Raw genomic sequence first — 15,587 nt, 5'->3', positions numbered from 1 at the left:
TGGTGAATGTGGTCGAGGTGCTGCGCTTGCCGTTGAGCATCGACCTGAGCGGGTTCATCGGCCTGCTGAGGCGCCTGCAGGTGCCTCACCGAGTCAGTGAGGAGGGCGGCGAGCAGGTGTTATGGGTCAGCGAGCCGCTGGCGGGCGAGGTGCTGGCGTTGTATCAGCGCTTCCCTGAAGGCAATGCTGAGTTGGCCGCCGAGCCGCTACCGAACAGTGAACCGGCACGGCCCGGCTTTGTCGATCAGCTTCGCGCGAGCAAGGCGACAACGGCGATCTTGCTGCTGTGCCTGATGGTGGCGGGCTTGACCGGCCTGGGTGACAACCTCTCGACCTTGAGCTGGCTGACGTTTCTCGATTTCACCGTACACGGTGACTACCTGTACTTCACGCCGCTGGCCGAGAGCCTGGCCGCTGGCCAATGGTGGCGCCTGGCAACACCGATGCTGGTGCATTTCGGCCTATTGCACCTGGCCATGAACGGTATGTGGTTTTGGGAGCTGGGCCGCCGTATCGAGTGGCGCCAGGGCGCTTGGGTCATGCTCGGCCTGACGCTGTTGTTTGGCGTGGTGTCCAACGCTGCGCAGTACCTGTTCGGCGGGCCGAGCCTGTTTGGCGGTTTGTCCGGGGTGCTTTACGGCCTGCTGGGGTATATCTGGTTGTACCAGTGGCTCGCGCCCAACCCGCTCTATCGCATGCCGCGGGGGGTGTTGGTCATGATGTTGATCTGGCTGTTGCTGTGCCTGTCCGGCCTTGTCAGTTTGCTCGGCTTCGGCCAGATCGCCAACGCCGCCCATGTCGGTGGGTTATTGGTCGGTTGTCTGAGCGGGCTCTTGGGCGGGGCGCTGGCCCGGCGTAAACTGACGACTTGATTTTGGGAGACGCTATGTCCACTTTTTCGCAAATGATCGAAAACATTACCCCGGAAATCTACGAGAGCCTGAAGCTCGCCGTGGAAATCGGTAAATGGTCCGACGGGCGCAAGCTCACCGCCGAGCAGAAAGAACTGTCGTTGCAGGCCGTCATTGCCTGGGAAATGCAGAACCTGCCGGAAGAGCAGCGCACCGGCTACATGGGCCCGCAGGAATGCGCGTCGAAGTCGGCACCGGTGCCGAACATTCTGTTCAAGTCGGATGCGCTCCATTGATCGAGCTCGGTCGCGGATCCATCAGCAAAATGTCGGCGCGTCTTGAGACGCCCCTGGTTCAGTACGCGTTTCGTCTTGGCGACAGCGAAGTACCGGTCAATCCCTTGTTGGGAACCACCGTGCGCCTCGAGTACCTGGGGGCAATTCACTGCATCCATTGCGGGCGCAAGACCAAGACCAGTTTCAGCCAGGGTTACTGTTACCCCTGTATGAGCAAGCTGGCCCAGTGCGACGTCTGCATCATGGCCCCGGAGAAGTGTCACTATGACCAGGGCACCTGCCGCGAGCCGGCCTGGGGCGAACAGTTCTGCATGACGGATCATATCGTCTACCTGGCCAACTCGTCCGGGCTCAAGGTCGGCATCACCCGAGCCAGCCAGTTGCCCACCCGCTGGCTCGATCAGGGGGCCAGCCAGGCGCTGCCGATCATGCGTGTGGCCACGCGGCAACAGTCAGGGTTGGTCGAGGACCTGTTCCGCGCCCATGTACCGGACCGCACCAACTGGCGTGCGTTGCTCAAGGGCGATGCCGAGGCGGTGGACCTGGTCGCCGTGCGCGATCAACTGTTCGAGCAGTGTGCCGAGGGCCTCCAGGCACTGCACGCACGCTTTGGCCTGCAGGCCATTCAGCCGTTGTCAGATGCTCAAACCGTCGACATTCGCTATCCGGTCGAGGCCTATCCGAGCAAGATCGTCAGCTTCAACCTGGACAAGAATCCCGTGGCTGAAGGCACGCTGCTGGGCATCAAGGGCCAGTACCTGATCTTCGACACCGGCGTGATCAATATTCGCAAATACACGGCCTATCAACTCGCCGTGCATCAGTAAAAGGATCGCCACATGCGTACCGAACAGCCGCAAGTGATTTACCTCAAGGACTATCAGGCTCCCGAATACCTGATCGACGAGACCCACCTGACCTTCGAGTTGTTCGAGGACCACACATTGGTCCACGCGCAGTTGGTCATGCGCCGCAACCCGGCGCGGGGCGCTGGCTTGCCACCGTTGGTGCTGGATGGCCAGCAGCTGGAACTGCTGTCGGTACAGCTCGACGACCGCGAACTGAGCGCTACCGAGTATGAGCTGAGCGACAGTCACCTGACCCTGCAGCCAACGGCGGCCAGCTTCACCCTCGACACCACGGTCAAGATCCATCCGGAAAGCAACACCGCGCTGGAAGGCCTGTACAAGTCGAGCGGCATGTTCTGCACCCAGTGCGAAGCCGAGGGCTTTCGCAAGATCACCTATTACCTCGACCGTCCGGACGTCATGAGCAAATTCACCACTACGGTGAGTGCCGAGCAGCATCGCTACCCGGTGCTGCTGTCCAACGGTAACCCGATCGCCACCGGGCCTGGCGAAGACGGCCGGCATTGGGCGACCTGGGAAGACCCGTTCATGAAACCGGCCTACCTGTTTGCGCTGGTGGCGGGCGACCTGTGGTGTGTCGAAGACACGTTCACCCGCCAGTCGGGGCGTGACGTTACCCTGCGTATCTATGTCGAGCCGGAAAACATCGACAAGTGCCAGCACGCCATGACCAGCCTGAAGAAGTCCATGCGCTGGGATGAAGAGGTCTATGGGCGTGAGTACGACCTGGACATCTTCATGATCGTTGCGGTCAACGACTTCAACATGGGCGCCATGGAAAACAAGGGCCTGAACATCTTCAACTCCAGTTGCGTACTGGCCCGCGCCGAAACCGCCACCGACGCTGCGCACCAGCGTGTCGAGGCGGTGGTCGCCCACGAATACTTCCACAACTGGTCGGGCAACCGCGTGACCTGCCGTGACTGGTTCCAGTTGTCGCTCAAGGAAGGCTTCACGGTGTTCCGCGATGCCGAGTTCTCGGCTGACATGAACTCGCGTACGGTCAAACGTATCGAAGACGTGGCCTACCTGCGTACCCACCAGTTTGCCGAAGATGCCGGCCCCATGGCCCACGCCGTGCGCCCGGACAGCTTCATCGAAATTTCCAACTTCTACACCCTGACCGTGTATGAGAAGGGCTCGGAAGTGGTGCGCATGGTGCGTACTCTGTTGGGTGCTGAAGGCTTCCGCAAGGGCAGTGACCTTTACTTTGAGCGTCATGACGGCCAGGCGGTCACCTGTGACGACTTCATCAAGGCCATGGAAGACGCCAATGGCGTCGACCTGAGCCAGTTCAAACGCTGGTACAGCCAGGCTGGCACGCCACGCCTGGCGGTCAGCGATGCCTATGACAGCGCCGCGCAGACCTACAGCCTGACCTTCCGGCAGAGTTATCCACAAACCCCGGACAAACAGGAAAAGCAGCCCTTCGTCATTCCTGTAGAGCTGGGCCTGCTCGATGCCCAGGGCAATGACTTGCCACTGCGTCTGCTCGGTGAGGCGGCGGCCGAGGGCACCACCCGCGTACTGTCAGTGACCGAGGCTGAACAAACCTTCACCTTTGTCGATGTGGCGGCTAAGCCACTGCCGTCATTGCTGCGTGGCTTCAGCGCACCGGTCAAGCTGAGCTTCCCCTATGACCGCGACCAATTGATGTTCCTGATGCAGCATGACAGCGACGGCTTCAACCGTTGGGAAGCCGGCCAGCAGTTGTCGGTGCAGGTCCTGCAAGAGCTGATCGAACAGTACAAACAGGGCGCCAAGCTGGTACTCGACCCGCGCCTGGTAACTGCACTGTGCAGCGTCCTGAGCAATGATCAACTGGATCAGGCGATGGTCGCTGAAATGCTTTCGCTGCCCAGCGAGGCCTACCTCACTGAAATCAGTGAAGTGGCGGATGTCGATGCTATCCATGCGGCCCGCGAATTCGCCCGCAAACAACTGTCCGAGCAGTTGTTCGACGCACTGTGGGCCCGTTACCAAGCCAATCGCGCGGTGTCGCGCACGACCGCGTATGTGGCCGAAGCCGAGCATTTTGCCCGTCGCAGCCTGCAGAACATCGTGTTGTCCTACCTGATGCTCAGTGGCAAGCCACAGGTGCTGGAAGCGACCCTGGAGCAGTTCGACGCGTGTGACAACATGACGGAGCGTTTGACCGCGCTGGCCGTGTTGGTCAACTCGTCGTTCGAGGCCGAGCGGGCCAAGGCGCTGGAGACATTCGCCGACCACTTCAAGGACAATCCGTTGGTGATGGACCAGTGGTTCAGCGTCCAGGCGGCCAGCACCTTGCCGGGCGGTTTGGCGCGAGTCAAAGCACTGATGCAGCATCCGGCCTTCACGATGAAGAATCCGAACAAGGTGCGCGCCCTTATTGGTGCGTTTGCCGGGCAGAACCTGGTCAACTTCCATGCGGCAGACGGTTCCGGCTACCGCTTCCTGGCGGACCTGGTGATTGAGCTCAATGCGCTCAACCCGCAGATTGCCTCGCGGCAACTGGCACCGCTGACTCGCTGGCGCAAGTACGACGCTGCGCGTCAGGCGCTGATGAAGAGTGAGCTGGAGCGCATTCTTGCCTCCGGCGCGCTGTCCAGTGATGTCTATGAAGTGGTCAGCAAAAGCCTGGTTTGATCGGGTTTTTCACACGCTTGTCGGCGTCTGCTTTCGCTGATGCCGTCGCCGGCAAGTTGGCGCCCACAGGGCTACACAAGGCCCTGTGGGCGTTGGCTTGCCAACGATGCAGGCGCCACGCGCCCGCAGCCTCCTTTCCCGCGCTTAACAAAAGATAACGTCTTGTTCGTTGTCAGCCCTTTCTAAACCCCGATAGGATGGTTCTCAGCTATTGCGGGGCTCTGGAACAGGGTTTTTGGCTGTGCCCGCAACTGGATTTGACCCAAATAACAATTAAATCGGGGGAGAGATCTATGGGTGAGCCCGTCATGGCGCGCACCGGGTATGGTGCAGGACAAGGGCGCAGGGGGCCGACCGTGTTGGTTGGCAGCAGCCTTCTGGCGTTGGCCCTGGGCATGTTTGCCAATGCTATCGAGGCGGGGCAGGCGCAGGCGCCTGCAGCCTCGGCAACGGTCTACGCCATTGAGTCCGATAAGGCGGCTCACAGCCTGTTGCTTGACGTCACCAAGGCCGGCTCCCGGCTGGTAGCGGTTGGTGACCGTGGCCACATCCTTTTCTCCGATGACCAGGGGCAGACCTGGACCCAGGCACGGGTGCCCACCCGGCAGATGCTCACTGCGGTTTACTTTGCCGATGCCCGCCATGGCTGGGCGGTAGGCCATGATGCGCAGATCCTCGCCAGCAGTGACGGCGGCGCGACCTGGAGCAAGCAATTCGAAGACCTCAAGCGTGAAGCGCCCTTGCTGGATGTGTGGTTCCAGGACGCGCAGCACGGCCTTGCCGTGGGGGCTTATGGGGCTCTGCTTGAAACCGTTGATGGCGGCGCAGCCTGGCAAGAGGTCAGCGACCGTCTGGATAACGAAGATCAACTGCACCTCAATGGCATCGCGGCGGTGAAGGATGCAGGGCTGTTCATCGTTGGAGAGCAGGGCGTGATGTTCCGTTCAGCCGACGCCGGGCAAACCTGGAACCGGGTGGAAGGCCCCTACCAAGGCTCGTTGTTCGGTGTGGTCGGTACGGCGCAAGCACGCACGCTGCTGGCCTATGGCTTGCGCGGCAACCTGTTCCGCTCCACCGACTTTGGTGACACCTGGCAAACCATCCCCTTGCATGCCGAACGCGGGCAGTTGGAGTTCGGCTTGTCCAGCGCGACGCTTCTGGACGATGGCAGCCTGGTGCTGGTCGGTAATGGCGGTAGCGTCCTGCGCAGCACCGACGATGGTGCAAGCTTCAGTGTCTATAACCGGGCCGATCGTATCGCGCTGGCGGCTGCCAGCGCAGTCACGGATGGCAAGCTGATTCTGGTAGGCCAGGGCGGCATCCATGTTGCCACGTCATCTGGCGCTGAGAGGGTACAACCATGACCAGTCGGGAATCGTTCGGCACCCACCACCATCAGAACAAGGCGTCGATTCTTGAACGCCTGATTTTCAACAATCGGCCCGCCGTCATCTTCATCTGCCTGGTCGTCAGCCTGTTCCTGTTCTGGCAGGCCACCTTGATCCGCCCCTCGACCAGCTTCGAGAAAATGATCCCGCTTGAGCATCCGTTTATCGAGAAAATGCTTGAGCACCGTAACGACCTGGCCAACCTTGGCAATACGGTGCGTATCTCGGTGGAGGCAGTCGATGGCGATATCTTCGACAAGCACTACATGGAAACCCTGCGCCAGATCCATGATGAGGTGTTCTATATTCCCGGTGTCGATCGTTCTGCGCTCAAGTCGTTGTGGAGCCCGAACGTTCGCTGGACCGAGGTGACCGAAGAAGGTTTTGCCGGTGGCGAGGTCATTCCGAAGACCTACGATGGTTCCGCCGACAGCCTGGATGAACTGCGCAGCAACGTGCTCAAGTCCGGGCAGATTGGCCGCCTGGTGGCGAACAACTTCAAGTCCAGCATTGTCGATGTACCGCTGCTGGAGTCCTACCCCGACCCGCAGGACCAGGGCAAACAGATCAAGCTGGATTACCAGCAGTTCTCCCATCAGCTGGAAGAGAAGATCCGCGACAAGTTCCAGGCACAGAACCCCAATGTAAAAATCCACATCGTCGGCTTCGCCAAGAAGGTTGGTGACCTGATCGATGGCCTGATGATGGTCGCGATGTTCTTCGGCATCGCCTTGGCCATCACCTGGGTGCTGCTGTACTGGTTTACCTGGTGTATCCGTAGCACCATCGCCGTGCTGATCACCACCCTGGTAGCGGTAGTCTGGCAGTTGGGCTTGATGCACGCGGTGGGCTTTGGCCTGGATCCGTACTCGATGCTGGTGCCGTTTCTGATCTTCGCCATCGGCATTTCCCATGGGGTGCAGAAGATCAACGGTATCGCCTTGCAGTCCAGCGATGCCGACAATGCCCTGATCGCTGCACGGCGAACCTTCCGCCAACTGTTCTTGCCGGGGATGATTGCCATCCTGGCCGACGCGGTGGGCTTCATCACCCTGCTGATCATCGATATCGGGGTGATCCGCGAGTTGGCCATTGGCGCCTCCATCGGTGTAGCGGTAATCGTCTTTACCAACCTGATCCTGCTGCCGGTGGCGATCTCCTATGTCGGCATCAGCAAGAAGGCTATCGAGCGCAGCAAGCGCGATGCCACGCGTGAGCACCCGTTCTGGCGGCTGCTGTCCGGCTTTGCCAGTGCCAAGGTTGCGCCTGTGTCAGTGGTGCTGGCGCTGTTCGCGTTCGGTGGTGGCCTCTGGTACAGCCAGAACCTGAAGATCGGTGACCTCGACCAGGGAGCGCCTGAACTACGCCCGGACTCGCGCTATAACCTGGACAACCGTTTCATCATCAGTAACTACTCGACCAGCTCGGATGTGCTGGTGATCATGGTCAAGACGCCATCCGAAGGCTGCTCGGTCTATTCGACCATGGCGCCGGTCGATGAGTTGATGTGGACCATGGAAAACACCCCGGGCGTGCAATCGGCGATTTCACTGGTGACGGTGTCCAAGCAGGTCATCAAGGGCATGAACGAGGGCAACCTCAAATGGGAGACCTTGTCGCGTAACCCGGATGTGCTGAACAGTTCGATCTCCCGTGCAGACGGCTTGTACAACAGCGACTGTTCGCTGGCCCCGGTGCTGGTGTTCCTCAACGATCACAAGGCCGAGACCCTTGATCGCGTGATCAAGGCGGCCCAGACCTTCGCCGATGAACACAACAAGGACGGCCTGGAATTCCTGCTGGCGGCGGGCAATGCCGGGATCGAGGCCGCGACCAATGACGTGATCAAGTCGGCCGAGCTGACCATCCTGATCCTGGTGTACATCTGTGTGGCCGTGATGTGCATGATCACCTTCCGCTCGTTTGCCGCGACCTTGTGCATCGTGCTGCCGCTGGTGCTGACTTCGGTGCTGGGTAATGCGCTGATGGCCTTCATGGGCATCGGTGTGAAGGTGGCGACCCTGCCTGTGGTGGCGCTTGGGGTGGGTATCGGTGTGGACTACGGTATTTACATCTACAGTCGCCTGGAGAGTTTCCTGCGCGCCGGGCTGCCGCTGCAAGAGGCCTACTATCAAACCCTCAAGTCCACCGGCAAGGCGGTGCTGTTCACCGGTTTGTGCCTGGCCATTGGCGTCGCGACCTGGATCTTCTCGGCAATCAAGTTCCAGGCTGACATGGGCTTGATGCTGACCTTCATGTTGCTCTGGAACATGTTCGGCGCATTGTGGTTGTTGCCGGCACTGGCACGTTTCCTGATCAAGCCGGAGAAACTGGTGGGCAAGGAGGGTGGGTCGATTTTCGCCCATTGATCGCCTCGGTTGAGCGCATCGCCGGCAACGCCGGCCCCTACGGGGGATGGGGTGCCGGCGATGTTGTTTGCATTGGAGTATCATTGTGCTTTTCCGCACGATGATACCTCTCTCATGACGACCCTTTCCCACGCCCTGCAAGCCAGCGACATGCTGTTGATCGACGGCCTGCATGCCTTTGATTTCCCACCTTCGATGAGACCGGTCTGCAGGTTGAATGCATGGATGGCCGTGCACTCAAACGCTGGCAGTTCAGCATTGAGCAGATCAATGCCGCCCGCGCGGACGGCGGCGACTGGTTGATCGCGGCCGACGGTGTCGAGCACCGTCTGGTGTGCATGAGTGCCTTGCGCGCCTCGGAAGAGGATGACGATGAAACGTCTACTGACGTGTCTATTGATCAATAGTGTTGTTGCCATGACGGCTACGGCGCAAGGCCACGAACTGCTGGTCGGTAGCTACACCCAGGGCAGCAGCGAGGGGATCTATCGCTACCGCTTTGACAGCCAGAGCGGGCAGATCGAGCCAGAGCCGCTGCAGGTGGTGCAGAGCGTCAACCCGTCCTGGCTGGTCGTGTCCAGTGACCGTCGCCTGTTGTTTGCGGTCAACGAAAACGGCGCCGGGCATGGCCAGGTCAGCAGCTTTGCGCTTGCCCCCGGCAGCGGTGCGATAAGCCCGCTGAGCCGGCTCGACAGCCTGGGTGACGAGCCGACCCACGCCAGCCTCAGTAATGACGGGCGCTACCTGTTCGTTGCCAACTATGCGGTGCAGCCAACCCCGGGCGGGAGCCTGTCGGTGCTGCCCGTGGCGGCAGACGGGCGCTTGTTGCCGGTGGTGCAGCAAGAACGCCATCCGCCCAGCTACGTCAACCCTGAGCGCCAGTCCGGTTCCCATGTGCATGCGGCGGTGTCGTCGCCGGACGGGCGCTACCTGTATGCCTGCGATCTGGGCGCCGACAAGGTGTTCATCTATCGCTACGACAGCGCCAACCCCGAGCGCCCCTTGGGCCCGGCCCGCCCTGCGGCGGTCAACCTGCCGCCGGGCAGTGGGCCACGCCATCTGGTGTTCGCAGCCACTGGCAAACAGGCTTACCTGACCCTTGAGATGAGTGCTGAAGTGGTGGTGTTCGATGTACAGGATGGCGTACTCATCGAGCGTCAACGGCTGCCCTTGAGCGACTCTCAGGCGCCGACCAGCAAAGCGGCGGGGGCCTTGCACCTCTCGCCGGACGGGCGCTTCCTGTACGTGAGTAATCGCGGCACAGCCAACCAGCTGTTGGTGTTCGCAATCGACTCGGCCCTGGGTACGCTGACGCCGCTGCAACGGCGTTCGGTGGAAGGTGATCATCCTCGCGAGTTCACCCTCGACCCGAGCGGTGGCTATGTGCTGGTTGCCAACCAGAAGAGCAACCAGATCGTGGTCATCCAGCGTGACCGGCACACCGGCCTGCTGGGCAAGACTGTGCAGAAGCTTGCCCAGGATGCGCCTTCGGACCTGAAGTTCGTCAATTGACCATCGCGGGCAAGCCCGCTCCAACAGGTAGGAGCAGGTCTTGCCTGCGATGCAACAACAGGGTGGGTGGCTTCAGCGGGCCATGATTGCCTTGAACAGCGCCGAGTCCAGCCAACCCTGCAGCCAAGCTCGCAGCCTGGGGTAGGGGGCTTGGGCAAACCAGGCTGGTTCGACCCCGGCGAACTGGCGAATGAACGGCATCAGGGCCACATCCGCCAGGCTTGGGTGCGAGGTGAGCAGGTAGTCGTGCTGCGCCAGGTGTGCCTCCAGGTCATCAAGGATTTCACAGGCCAGCTGTCGGTATTCCTCACGCGAATGCGCCGGGTAGCGCTCGGCATACTTGTAGTGGTTGAGCCTGACTTTAAACAGGCTGTCGTTACGCGCTATCAGTGCGTTGGCCTGTTGCGCAGCCTGTGAGTCGGTACTCAGCAGCCAGTCTTGCGGGTCATGCCGGGCCAAGGCCCAGCGCATGATGTCCAGGCTTTCCTCCAGCACCTTGCCCTCGACACTCAACACCGGCACCGTACCTTTGGGCGACAAGGCGAGCATGTCGGCCGGTTTTTCCTTGAGGCTGACCTCGCGGATCTCGACCGGGCATTGGCTGTAGCGCAAGGCCATGCGTGCACGCATGGCGTAAGGGCAGCGCCGAAACGAATAGAGGATCATCCACTGACCTCCAGGGTACTCAGGCCATTGCCTTGGCGACGAACCTGGATCTGTACCGGAATCCGCTCGTGCATTTCCTGCACATGAGAGATCACCGCGACCTTGCGCCCTTGAGCCTGCAAACCGTCCAGTGCATCCATGGCCAGTTGCAGCGATTCGGGGTCGAGGCTGCCGAAGCCTTCGTCGATGAACAGCGACTCGATCTTCAACGTGCTCGAGGCCATCGACGCCAGCCCCAGGGCCAGCGCCAGCGAGACCAGGAAGGTTTCGCCCCCGGACAAGGAGTGCACCGAGCGCAGTTCATCCCCCATCTCGGTATCCTGCACCAGCAGGCCCAACAGGCTGCCGCCGCGCTTGAGCCGGTAGCGGCGGGCCAATTGACGCAGCTGTGCGTTGGCATGGTGCACCAGCAGGTCGAGGTTGTAGCCCTGGGCGATCTTGCGGAAGGTATCGCCAGTGGCAGAACCGATCAGGGCGTTCAGGCGCGCCCAGCGTTGCCACTCGGTATAGGCCTGGGCAATCTGTTCTGCCAGCGCTTGGTTGGCCTGTTGGCGGCGCTGGTCGTCGGCTTGCTCGGCGCGCAGTTCGGCACACTGTTGCTCGCGGGTGTGCAGCTGTTGCTGCAACGCGGCCATGGCTTGTTCCAGCTGATCGGCTGGCAGTTCCCCGTTGGCTTGGGCCTGATGTTGCTGAAGGCGCTGTTCGCGCTCTTGCACCAGCACCTGAGTGTGCTCGATGGCTTTTCTGGCGTTTTGCAGGCGCTGACGCAACTGGCTGATCTGTTCGTCATCGAACGCCAGCAATTGTGTCAGGCCGGCATCGTCCAATTCAGGATGGGCGTGTCGCCATTGGCCGATGACGGCCTCCAGTTGACGGCACTCCTCTTCCAGGGCATCTCGCTGTTGCGCTTTGGCCTTGAGCTCGGCTGTCAGCTCGATCGAACGGGTGAGGCTGTCCTGCAGTTGCTGCTGGGTGGTCGCTTCGACGCTGCGCGCCTGTTCAACGGCCTGCTCCAGTTGCTGTTGCCAGTGCTGGGCGTTTTCGTGCTCGCCAAGCAGGCCGTCTAGCGTTGCTTTTGCCTGCTGCTGTTGGGTTTGCCGGGCAACGACCTGCTGCTGCAGCTCCTCCAGCTTCTGTACCCGTGCCTGTTGTTGCAGGCTGGCCTTTTCCAGTTGCTGCTGGCGGTCGTTGTAGTCCTGTTGCTCGTCTTTTTGCCGGCCTATCAGTTCCAGGCGCTGCGCCAGTTGCTGGTCGAGTTGCAGGAAGGCGGCTGACGGTTCCTGACGCAGGGCTTGCAGGATGTCGGCGGGCAGCAGGCCGGCGAAGCTTGCCAGTGCCTGTTCCAGGCGTTCCTCGTCGTCACTCAGCGCCTGCTGTTGCTGGCTCACGTGCAGCGAGGCCTGCTGGCAGGCCTCGATGGCTACCTGCAGTTGTTGCTGCAGGCGGGCGGCGTCCTGCTGAAGCGTAAGCAGTGTGTGCTGGCGTTGCTCGTCCCGGTTGATGTCATCATTCAGTCGGCGCAGTTGAAGCTCCAGCCAGGCCGAGCAGGCGTTGCTGTCCTGATGGGCCAACTGGGCGTAGAGCGGGTGAGCATCGAGGCTGGGGGCCAACGCCTGCTGTTGAGTGACAAGGTGTTCGTGCTGGTGCAGGTATTCCTTGATCTGGCCATTGACGCCGGCCAGTTTCGCTCGCAGTTCATCCAGTTTTTCTTTCAGCCCGTCGACCAGGCGCTGGGCGTTGGCTTCTTCATCCTGGTCATGTCGGCCAAGGCTTTGCAACAGCGCTTCGGGCTGGTGGTACGGGTGTTCCTGGCTGCCGCAGACGGGGCAGGGCTGGTCGTCCTGTAGCTGCGCTCGGAGCTCTTCGACGCTGGCACTGCGGGCCAGACGCTGACGCTCAAGCAGCTGTCGTGTGAGGTTCAGTGCCTGCTCGGCGGCAATCAGCTCTTGTTTGCCTTGCAGTCCCTCGCTGATCAACTGTTCGCGTTGCTGCTGCGCGGCCTGCTGACGTTCACGCAAGGCGTGGATTTGTTTGTCCAGATCCTGCTGGCTGTTCCAGAGCCGGGTCAGTTCTTCGACCGCACGCTGTTGCTTGCGGTTGTCTTGCAGCAGCGTTCCCAGCAGGCTGATCTGCTCTGCCAGGGCCTCGGGTTCAGCGCCGGCTTCGTGGTAGATCTGCGCCAGGTGTGTGCGCTGTTCTTCCAGTTGGCGGGCCGCATCCGTGGCGCGTTGCTGCAGGGCGGGCAGTTCCTCGCGGCCTTTGTTTAGCCGGTTGCCAATGAGCATCAGTTGCTGCAGTTGGCCTCGGTAGGCGCTCCAGGCGTCGCCCAGGCCGGACAGGTGCGCGCTGTGCGCGAGTTGCTCGTCCAGTTGGTTCAGGCGCTCGCTGTTACGCTGCTGTTGTTCGATCAGGGTGTGTAGCTGCTGCTGGCCCTCGCGGGAGGCCTGTTCGGCCTGTTGGTGCAGGGCAAGGCTGTCGGCCAGTTCCTGTTCCAGGCGCGCCAAGGTGTCTTGCTCGGCGAAGGCCTGGCGCAGCAACGGCGCGTTTTGCGCCTGCTGAGCCAGTGCCTGGCTCAGTGCCTCGCGTGCGTGGTGCAGGTGTTGTTCCAGCTGTTGCTGGGCGGCCTGCAACTCAACCTGTTGCTGGCGCTGTTGTTCAATGGCAACGTCCAGTGGCGAGCGCTGGCCGGTCAGCTCCAGTTGTCGGGCAAACTGATGGCGCTGCGGCGCCAACTGCTCCAGCCGCTCCAGGTTCAAGCGTTCTGTGGCCAGTTGCTCCCAGTGCTGCTGGGCACTGTGGGCGTCCTCGGCGGCGGCACATTGTTGCGCCTGCAAGTGGCCTAGCTCTGTCAGCCAACTGCGCTGCTGCTCGAACTGGCGCAGTTGCGCCTGTTCGGTCTTGAGTTGGCGTTGTGCCTGTTCAACACGCTGGTCGAGTTCGGCGCGTGCCTCCGGGCTGAGCGGCGTGATCCCACTGGCCTGTTGTTGCAAGGCCTTGTGGATATCTTCGGCTTCTTTGCTCTTGCTGTAGGCGCGTCGGCCCAACTGGCTGTAGATCGCTGTGTTGGTGAGTTTTTCCAGCAGTTCGCTGCGGTCCTTGTCGTCGGCCTTGAGGAAGGCGCTGAACTCGCTTTGGGCCAGCATGACCGCACGGGTGAACTGTTCGAAGTTGAGCCCCAGCTTGGCCTCGATCAGCTGTTTGTACTCGCTTTTGCTCTGGCTGCTCAGTAACTGGTTGCCGTCCAGGTCATGCAGGCTCTGACGGCTGCCTTGCAGCTTGCCGTTGGCTTTATCGCGGGCGCGGTTGGTCTCCCAGCGTGCCCGGTAACGGTGGCCGTCGATACCGACGAAATCAACTTCGGCAAAGCCGCTGCCGGTGCCCCGGCGTAGCAGCGTGCGCGGGTCGCTGGTAAGGATCTCGCTGTCGACTTCTGGCAGTTTGGTTTCCCGGCCAATGCTGTTCAGGCGTGGTACAGCGCCGAACAGTGCCAGGCACAAGGCATCGAGCAAGGTGCTCTTGCCCGCGCCGGTGGGGCCGGTGATCGCAAACAGGCCAGCACTGGCCAAGGGCTCGGCGGTGAAGTCGATTTCGCAAGGGCCGGCCAGGGACGCAAGGTTTTTCAGGCGAATGGCGAGAATTTTCATGGGTGCTCCTCCTCCTGTTGCACGTCCTGCAGCAGTTGGGCGAAGTCGGCCAGTGTCTGCTCGTCCACGGCATTGCCATAGGCCTGCTCCCAGGCGCGGCTGAACAGGTCTTGCGGGCTGAGTTGGCCCAGTTCAATCAAGGGGCTACTGTCGTCGTCATCCTGTTGAGCGCCGGCGTACTCGACGGCGATCCGTACCAGGCGCACGGCCTTGCCGTTCAGCGCGAGTTCGATTTGCTGGCGCAGGTCCGGTTGCGGTTCATCCAGACTCACGCGCACTTCCAGCCAGGGCTGGCGTTGCAGGTCGGCCAGCAGGTCGACTTCCGGCAGCGCTGCCAGGTGCTCCAGCACCTCGTTCAGGGAGGCAGGGCCCAGGCGTTGCAGGTGCACGGCCCGCGGTACCAGCCGTGGCTCGACGCTGCGCAGTGCCGCGCCGTCCAGTTCCACCTCGAGTATCTGGTGTTGATAGCCAATTTCCGAGAACGACAACGGCAGCGGCGAGCCGCTGTAGCGAATGCGTTCCTCACCGTTGACCCGCTGCGGTTTGTGCAGGTGGCCCAGGGCGACATACGCCACCGAGTCGCTGAACAGCTTGGCCGACAGTGCTTCGGCGTTGCCGATGATCAGGCTGCGCTCGGAGTCTTCCGAAATCGACCCGCCAGCCATGTGCGCATGGCTGATGGCGACCAGCGCCTGCCCCGGTTTGCGTCGGCTTTCAGCGGCAGCGATCAGGCGTTCATGTACCTGGGCGATGCCGTGCAGGTAATCGTCACCCACGTGTGCGCCGGTCACCTCGGCCGGGCGCAGGAAGGGCAGCGCCAGGCACCAGGCGCGGGTTTTGCCCTTGGCATCGGTCAGCGGGATCAGCAGGCGATCACTGTCGAGCTGGCCGTCATCCAGCCACTGCACACGGCCCAGGGCATGGGTGCGCAGGCGGCGCATCAACGGTGCCGGCAGTTCGATACGGGCACCGGAGTCATGGTTGCCGGCAATGATCACGATATCCAGCGCAGGCTGCTGTTCGTGAGCGCGGACGATGAAGTCGTACAGGCGTTCCTGGGCTTTGACCGGAGGGTTGACCGTATCGAAGATGTCGCCGGCAATCAGCAGGGCATCGGGTTGACGCAGGGCCAGTTGGCCGAGCAGCCAGTCGAGAAAGCAGGCATGTTCGAAGTCACGTTCCTGGCTGTGGAGGGTTTGCCCCAGGTGCCAGTCGGAGGTGTGAAACAGACGCATTGAAAGTCCTGTGCAGAGGAAACCGGGTCGCTCTGGGCAGCGTTGGCCAGCAGGGGCGGTCGGCTATGGTAGCGCGACTACGCCCAGGGGTTGCCAGTTTCCGGGATCAGCAGGGCCGAGACAACCGGC

Annotated in this window: 10 protein-coding genes and 1 pseudogene; 8 read left to right on the top strand and 3 right to left on the bottom strand. The window is 61.6% G+C overall.

The annotated features are described in order from the left end of the window. The first annotated feature begins 2 nt into the window (after positions 1-2). The 8 genes and pseudogenes from AB7M23_RS22585 (at position 3) to AB7M23_RS22550 (ending at position 9,913) form a co-directional block, all read left to right on the top strand. The gene (locus AB7M23_RS22585) at positions 3-872 is read left to right on the top strand and encodes a rhomboid family intramembrane serine protease (protein WP_454242211.1); all 870 of its coding nucleotides are present in this window, start codon (positions 3-5) and stop codon (positions 870-872) included. 14 nt (positions 873-886) lie between these two features. Further along, the gene (locus AB7M23_RS22580) at positions 887-1,147 is read left to right on the top strand and encodes a YeaC family protein (RefSeq protein ID WP_065758578.1); all 261 of its coding nucleotides are present in this window, start codon (positions 887-889) and stop codon (positions 1,145-1,147) included. Beyond that, positions 1,144-1,974 (top strand): DUF2797 domain-containing protein, encoded by an 831-nt coding sequence (locus AB7M23_RS22575; protein WP_454242081.1) that lies wholly within the window; start codon positions 1,144-1,146, stop codon positions 1,972-1,974. Before AB7M23_RS22580 ends, AB7M23_RS22575 begins: the two co-directional genes overlap by 4 nt. 12 nt (positions 1,975-1,986) lie before the next feature. After that, positions 1,987-4,644 carry an aminopeptidase N gene (gene pepN, locus AB7M23_RS22570; RefSeq protein ID WP_454242080.1) on the top strand — a complete coding sequence of 886 codons (2,658 nt, stop codon included), beginning with the start codon at positions 1,987-1,989 and terminating at the stop codon, positions 4,642-4,644. Between the two features lie 293 nt (positions 4,645-4,937). Further along, entirely contained in the window at positions 4,938-6,008 is a 1,071-nt protein-coding gene (locus tag AB7M23_RS22565; protein ID WP_454242079.1) for a WD40/YVTN/BNR-like repeat-containing protein, read from the top strand. Further along, positions 6,005-8,401, top strand: a complete 2,397-nt coding sequence (locus AB7M23_RS22560) for an efflux RND transporter permease subunit (protein WP_454242078.1) — start codon at positions 6,005-6,007, stop codon at positions 8,399-8,401. Before AB7M23_RS22565 ends, AB7M23_RS22560 begins: the two co-directional genes overlap by 4 nt. 114 nt (positions 8,402-8,515) lie before the next feature. After that, positions 8,516-8,808, top strand: a pseudogene (locus tag AB7M23_RS22555) (DUF5629 family protein). Then, positions 8,774-9,913: a lactonase family protein gene (locus tag AB7M23_RS22550; protein WP_454242077.1), complete on the top strand. Its 1,140-nt coding sequence runs from the start codon at positions 8,774-8,776 to the stop codon at positions 9,911-9,913. Before AB7M23_RS22555 ends, AB7M23_RS22550 begins: the two are co-directional and overlap by 35 nt. A 72-nt stretch (positions 9,914-9,985) precedes the next feature. On the opposite strand, the gene AB7M23_RS22545 is transcribed toward AB7M23_RS22550, so the two are convergent. From AB7M23_RS22545 to AB7M23_RS22535, 3 genes are read right to left on the bottom strand one after another with little or no spacing between them, the layout of a single operon-like run. Next, complete coding sequence (locus AB7M23_RS22545; protein WP_454242076.1) at positions 9,986-10,579, bottom strand: glutathione S-transferase; 594 nt, start codon at positions 10,577-10,579, stop codon at positions 9,986-9,988. Then, a complete protein-coding gene (locus AB7M23_RS22540) occupies positions 10,576-14,223 on the bottom strand; it encodes an AAA family ATPase (protein ID WP_454242075.1) in 3,648 nt (1,215 codons plus the stop codon). Before AB7M23_RS22540 ends, AB7M23_RS22545 begins: the two co-directional genes overlap by 4 nt. Then, positions 14,220-15,458 carry an exonuclease SbcCD subunit D C-terminal domain-containing protein gene (locus AB7M23_RS22535; protein ID WP_454242074.1) on the bottom strand — a complete coding sequence of 413 codons (1,239 nt, stop codon included), beginning with the start codon at positions 15,456-15,458 and terminating at the stop codon, positions 14,220-14,222. The genes AB7M23_RS22540 and AB7M23_RS22535 overlap by 4 nt, the downstream gene beginning before the upstream one ends. Positions 15,459-15,587: the final 129 nt, after the last annotated feature.

The organism is Pseudomonas sp. HLS-6 TE3448 (assembly GCF_053629555.1).
The sequence above is the reverse complement of the archived record's forward strand: the minus strand, read 5'-3'. Positions and strand labels throughout refer to the sequence as shown.

What these genes read in the sequence shown, in the direction of transcription:
- AB7M23_RS22580 (WP_065758578.1), top strand. Translation starts at nt 887, where the DNA reads ATGTCCACTTTTTCGCAAATGATCGAAAACATTACCCCGGAAATCTAC.
- pepN (WP_454242080.1), top strand. Translation starts at nt 1,987, where the DNA reads ATGCGTACCGAACAGCCGCAAGTGATTTACCTCAAGGACTATCAGGCT.
- AB7M23_RS22565 (WP_454242079.1), top strand. Translation starts at nt 4,938, where the DNA reads ATGGGTGAGCCCGTCATGGCGCGCACCGGGTATGGTGCAGGACAAGGG.
- AB7M23_RS22560 (WP_454242078.1), top strand. Translation starts at nt 6,005, where the DNA reads ATGACCAGTCGGGAATCGTTCGGCACCCACCACCATCAGAACAAGGCG.
- AB7M23_RS22550 (WP_454242077.1), top strand. Translation starts at nt 8,774, where the DNA reads ATGAAACGTCTACTGACGTGTCTATTGATCAATAGTGTTGTTGCCATG.
- AB7M23_RS22545 (WP_454242076.1), bottom strand. Translation starts at nt 10,579, where the DNA reads ATGATCCTCTATTCGTTTCGGCGCTGCCCTTACGCCATGCGTGCACGC.
- AB7M23_RS22540 (WP_454242075.1), bottom strand. Translation starts at nt 14,223, where the DNA reads ATGAAAATTCTCGCCATTCGCCTGAAAAACCTTGCGTCCCTGGCCGGC.
- AB7M23_RS22535 (WP_454242074.1), bottom strand. Translation starts at nt 15,458, where the DNA reads ATGCGTCTGTTTCACACCTCCGACTGGCACCTGGGGCAAACCCTCCAC.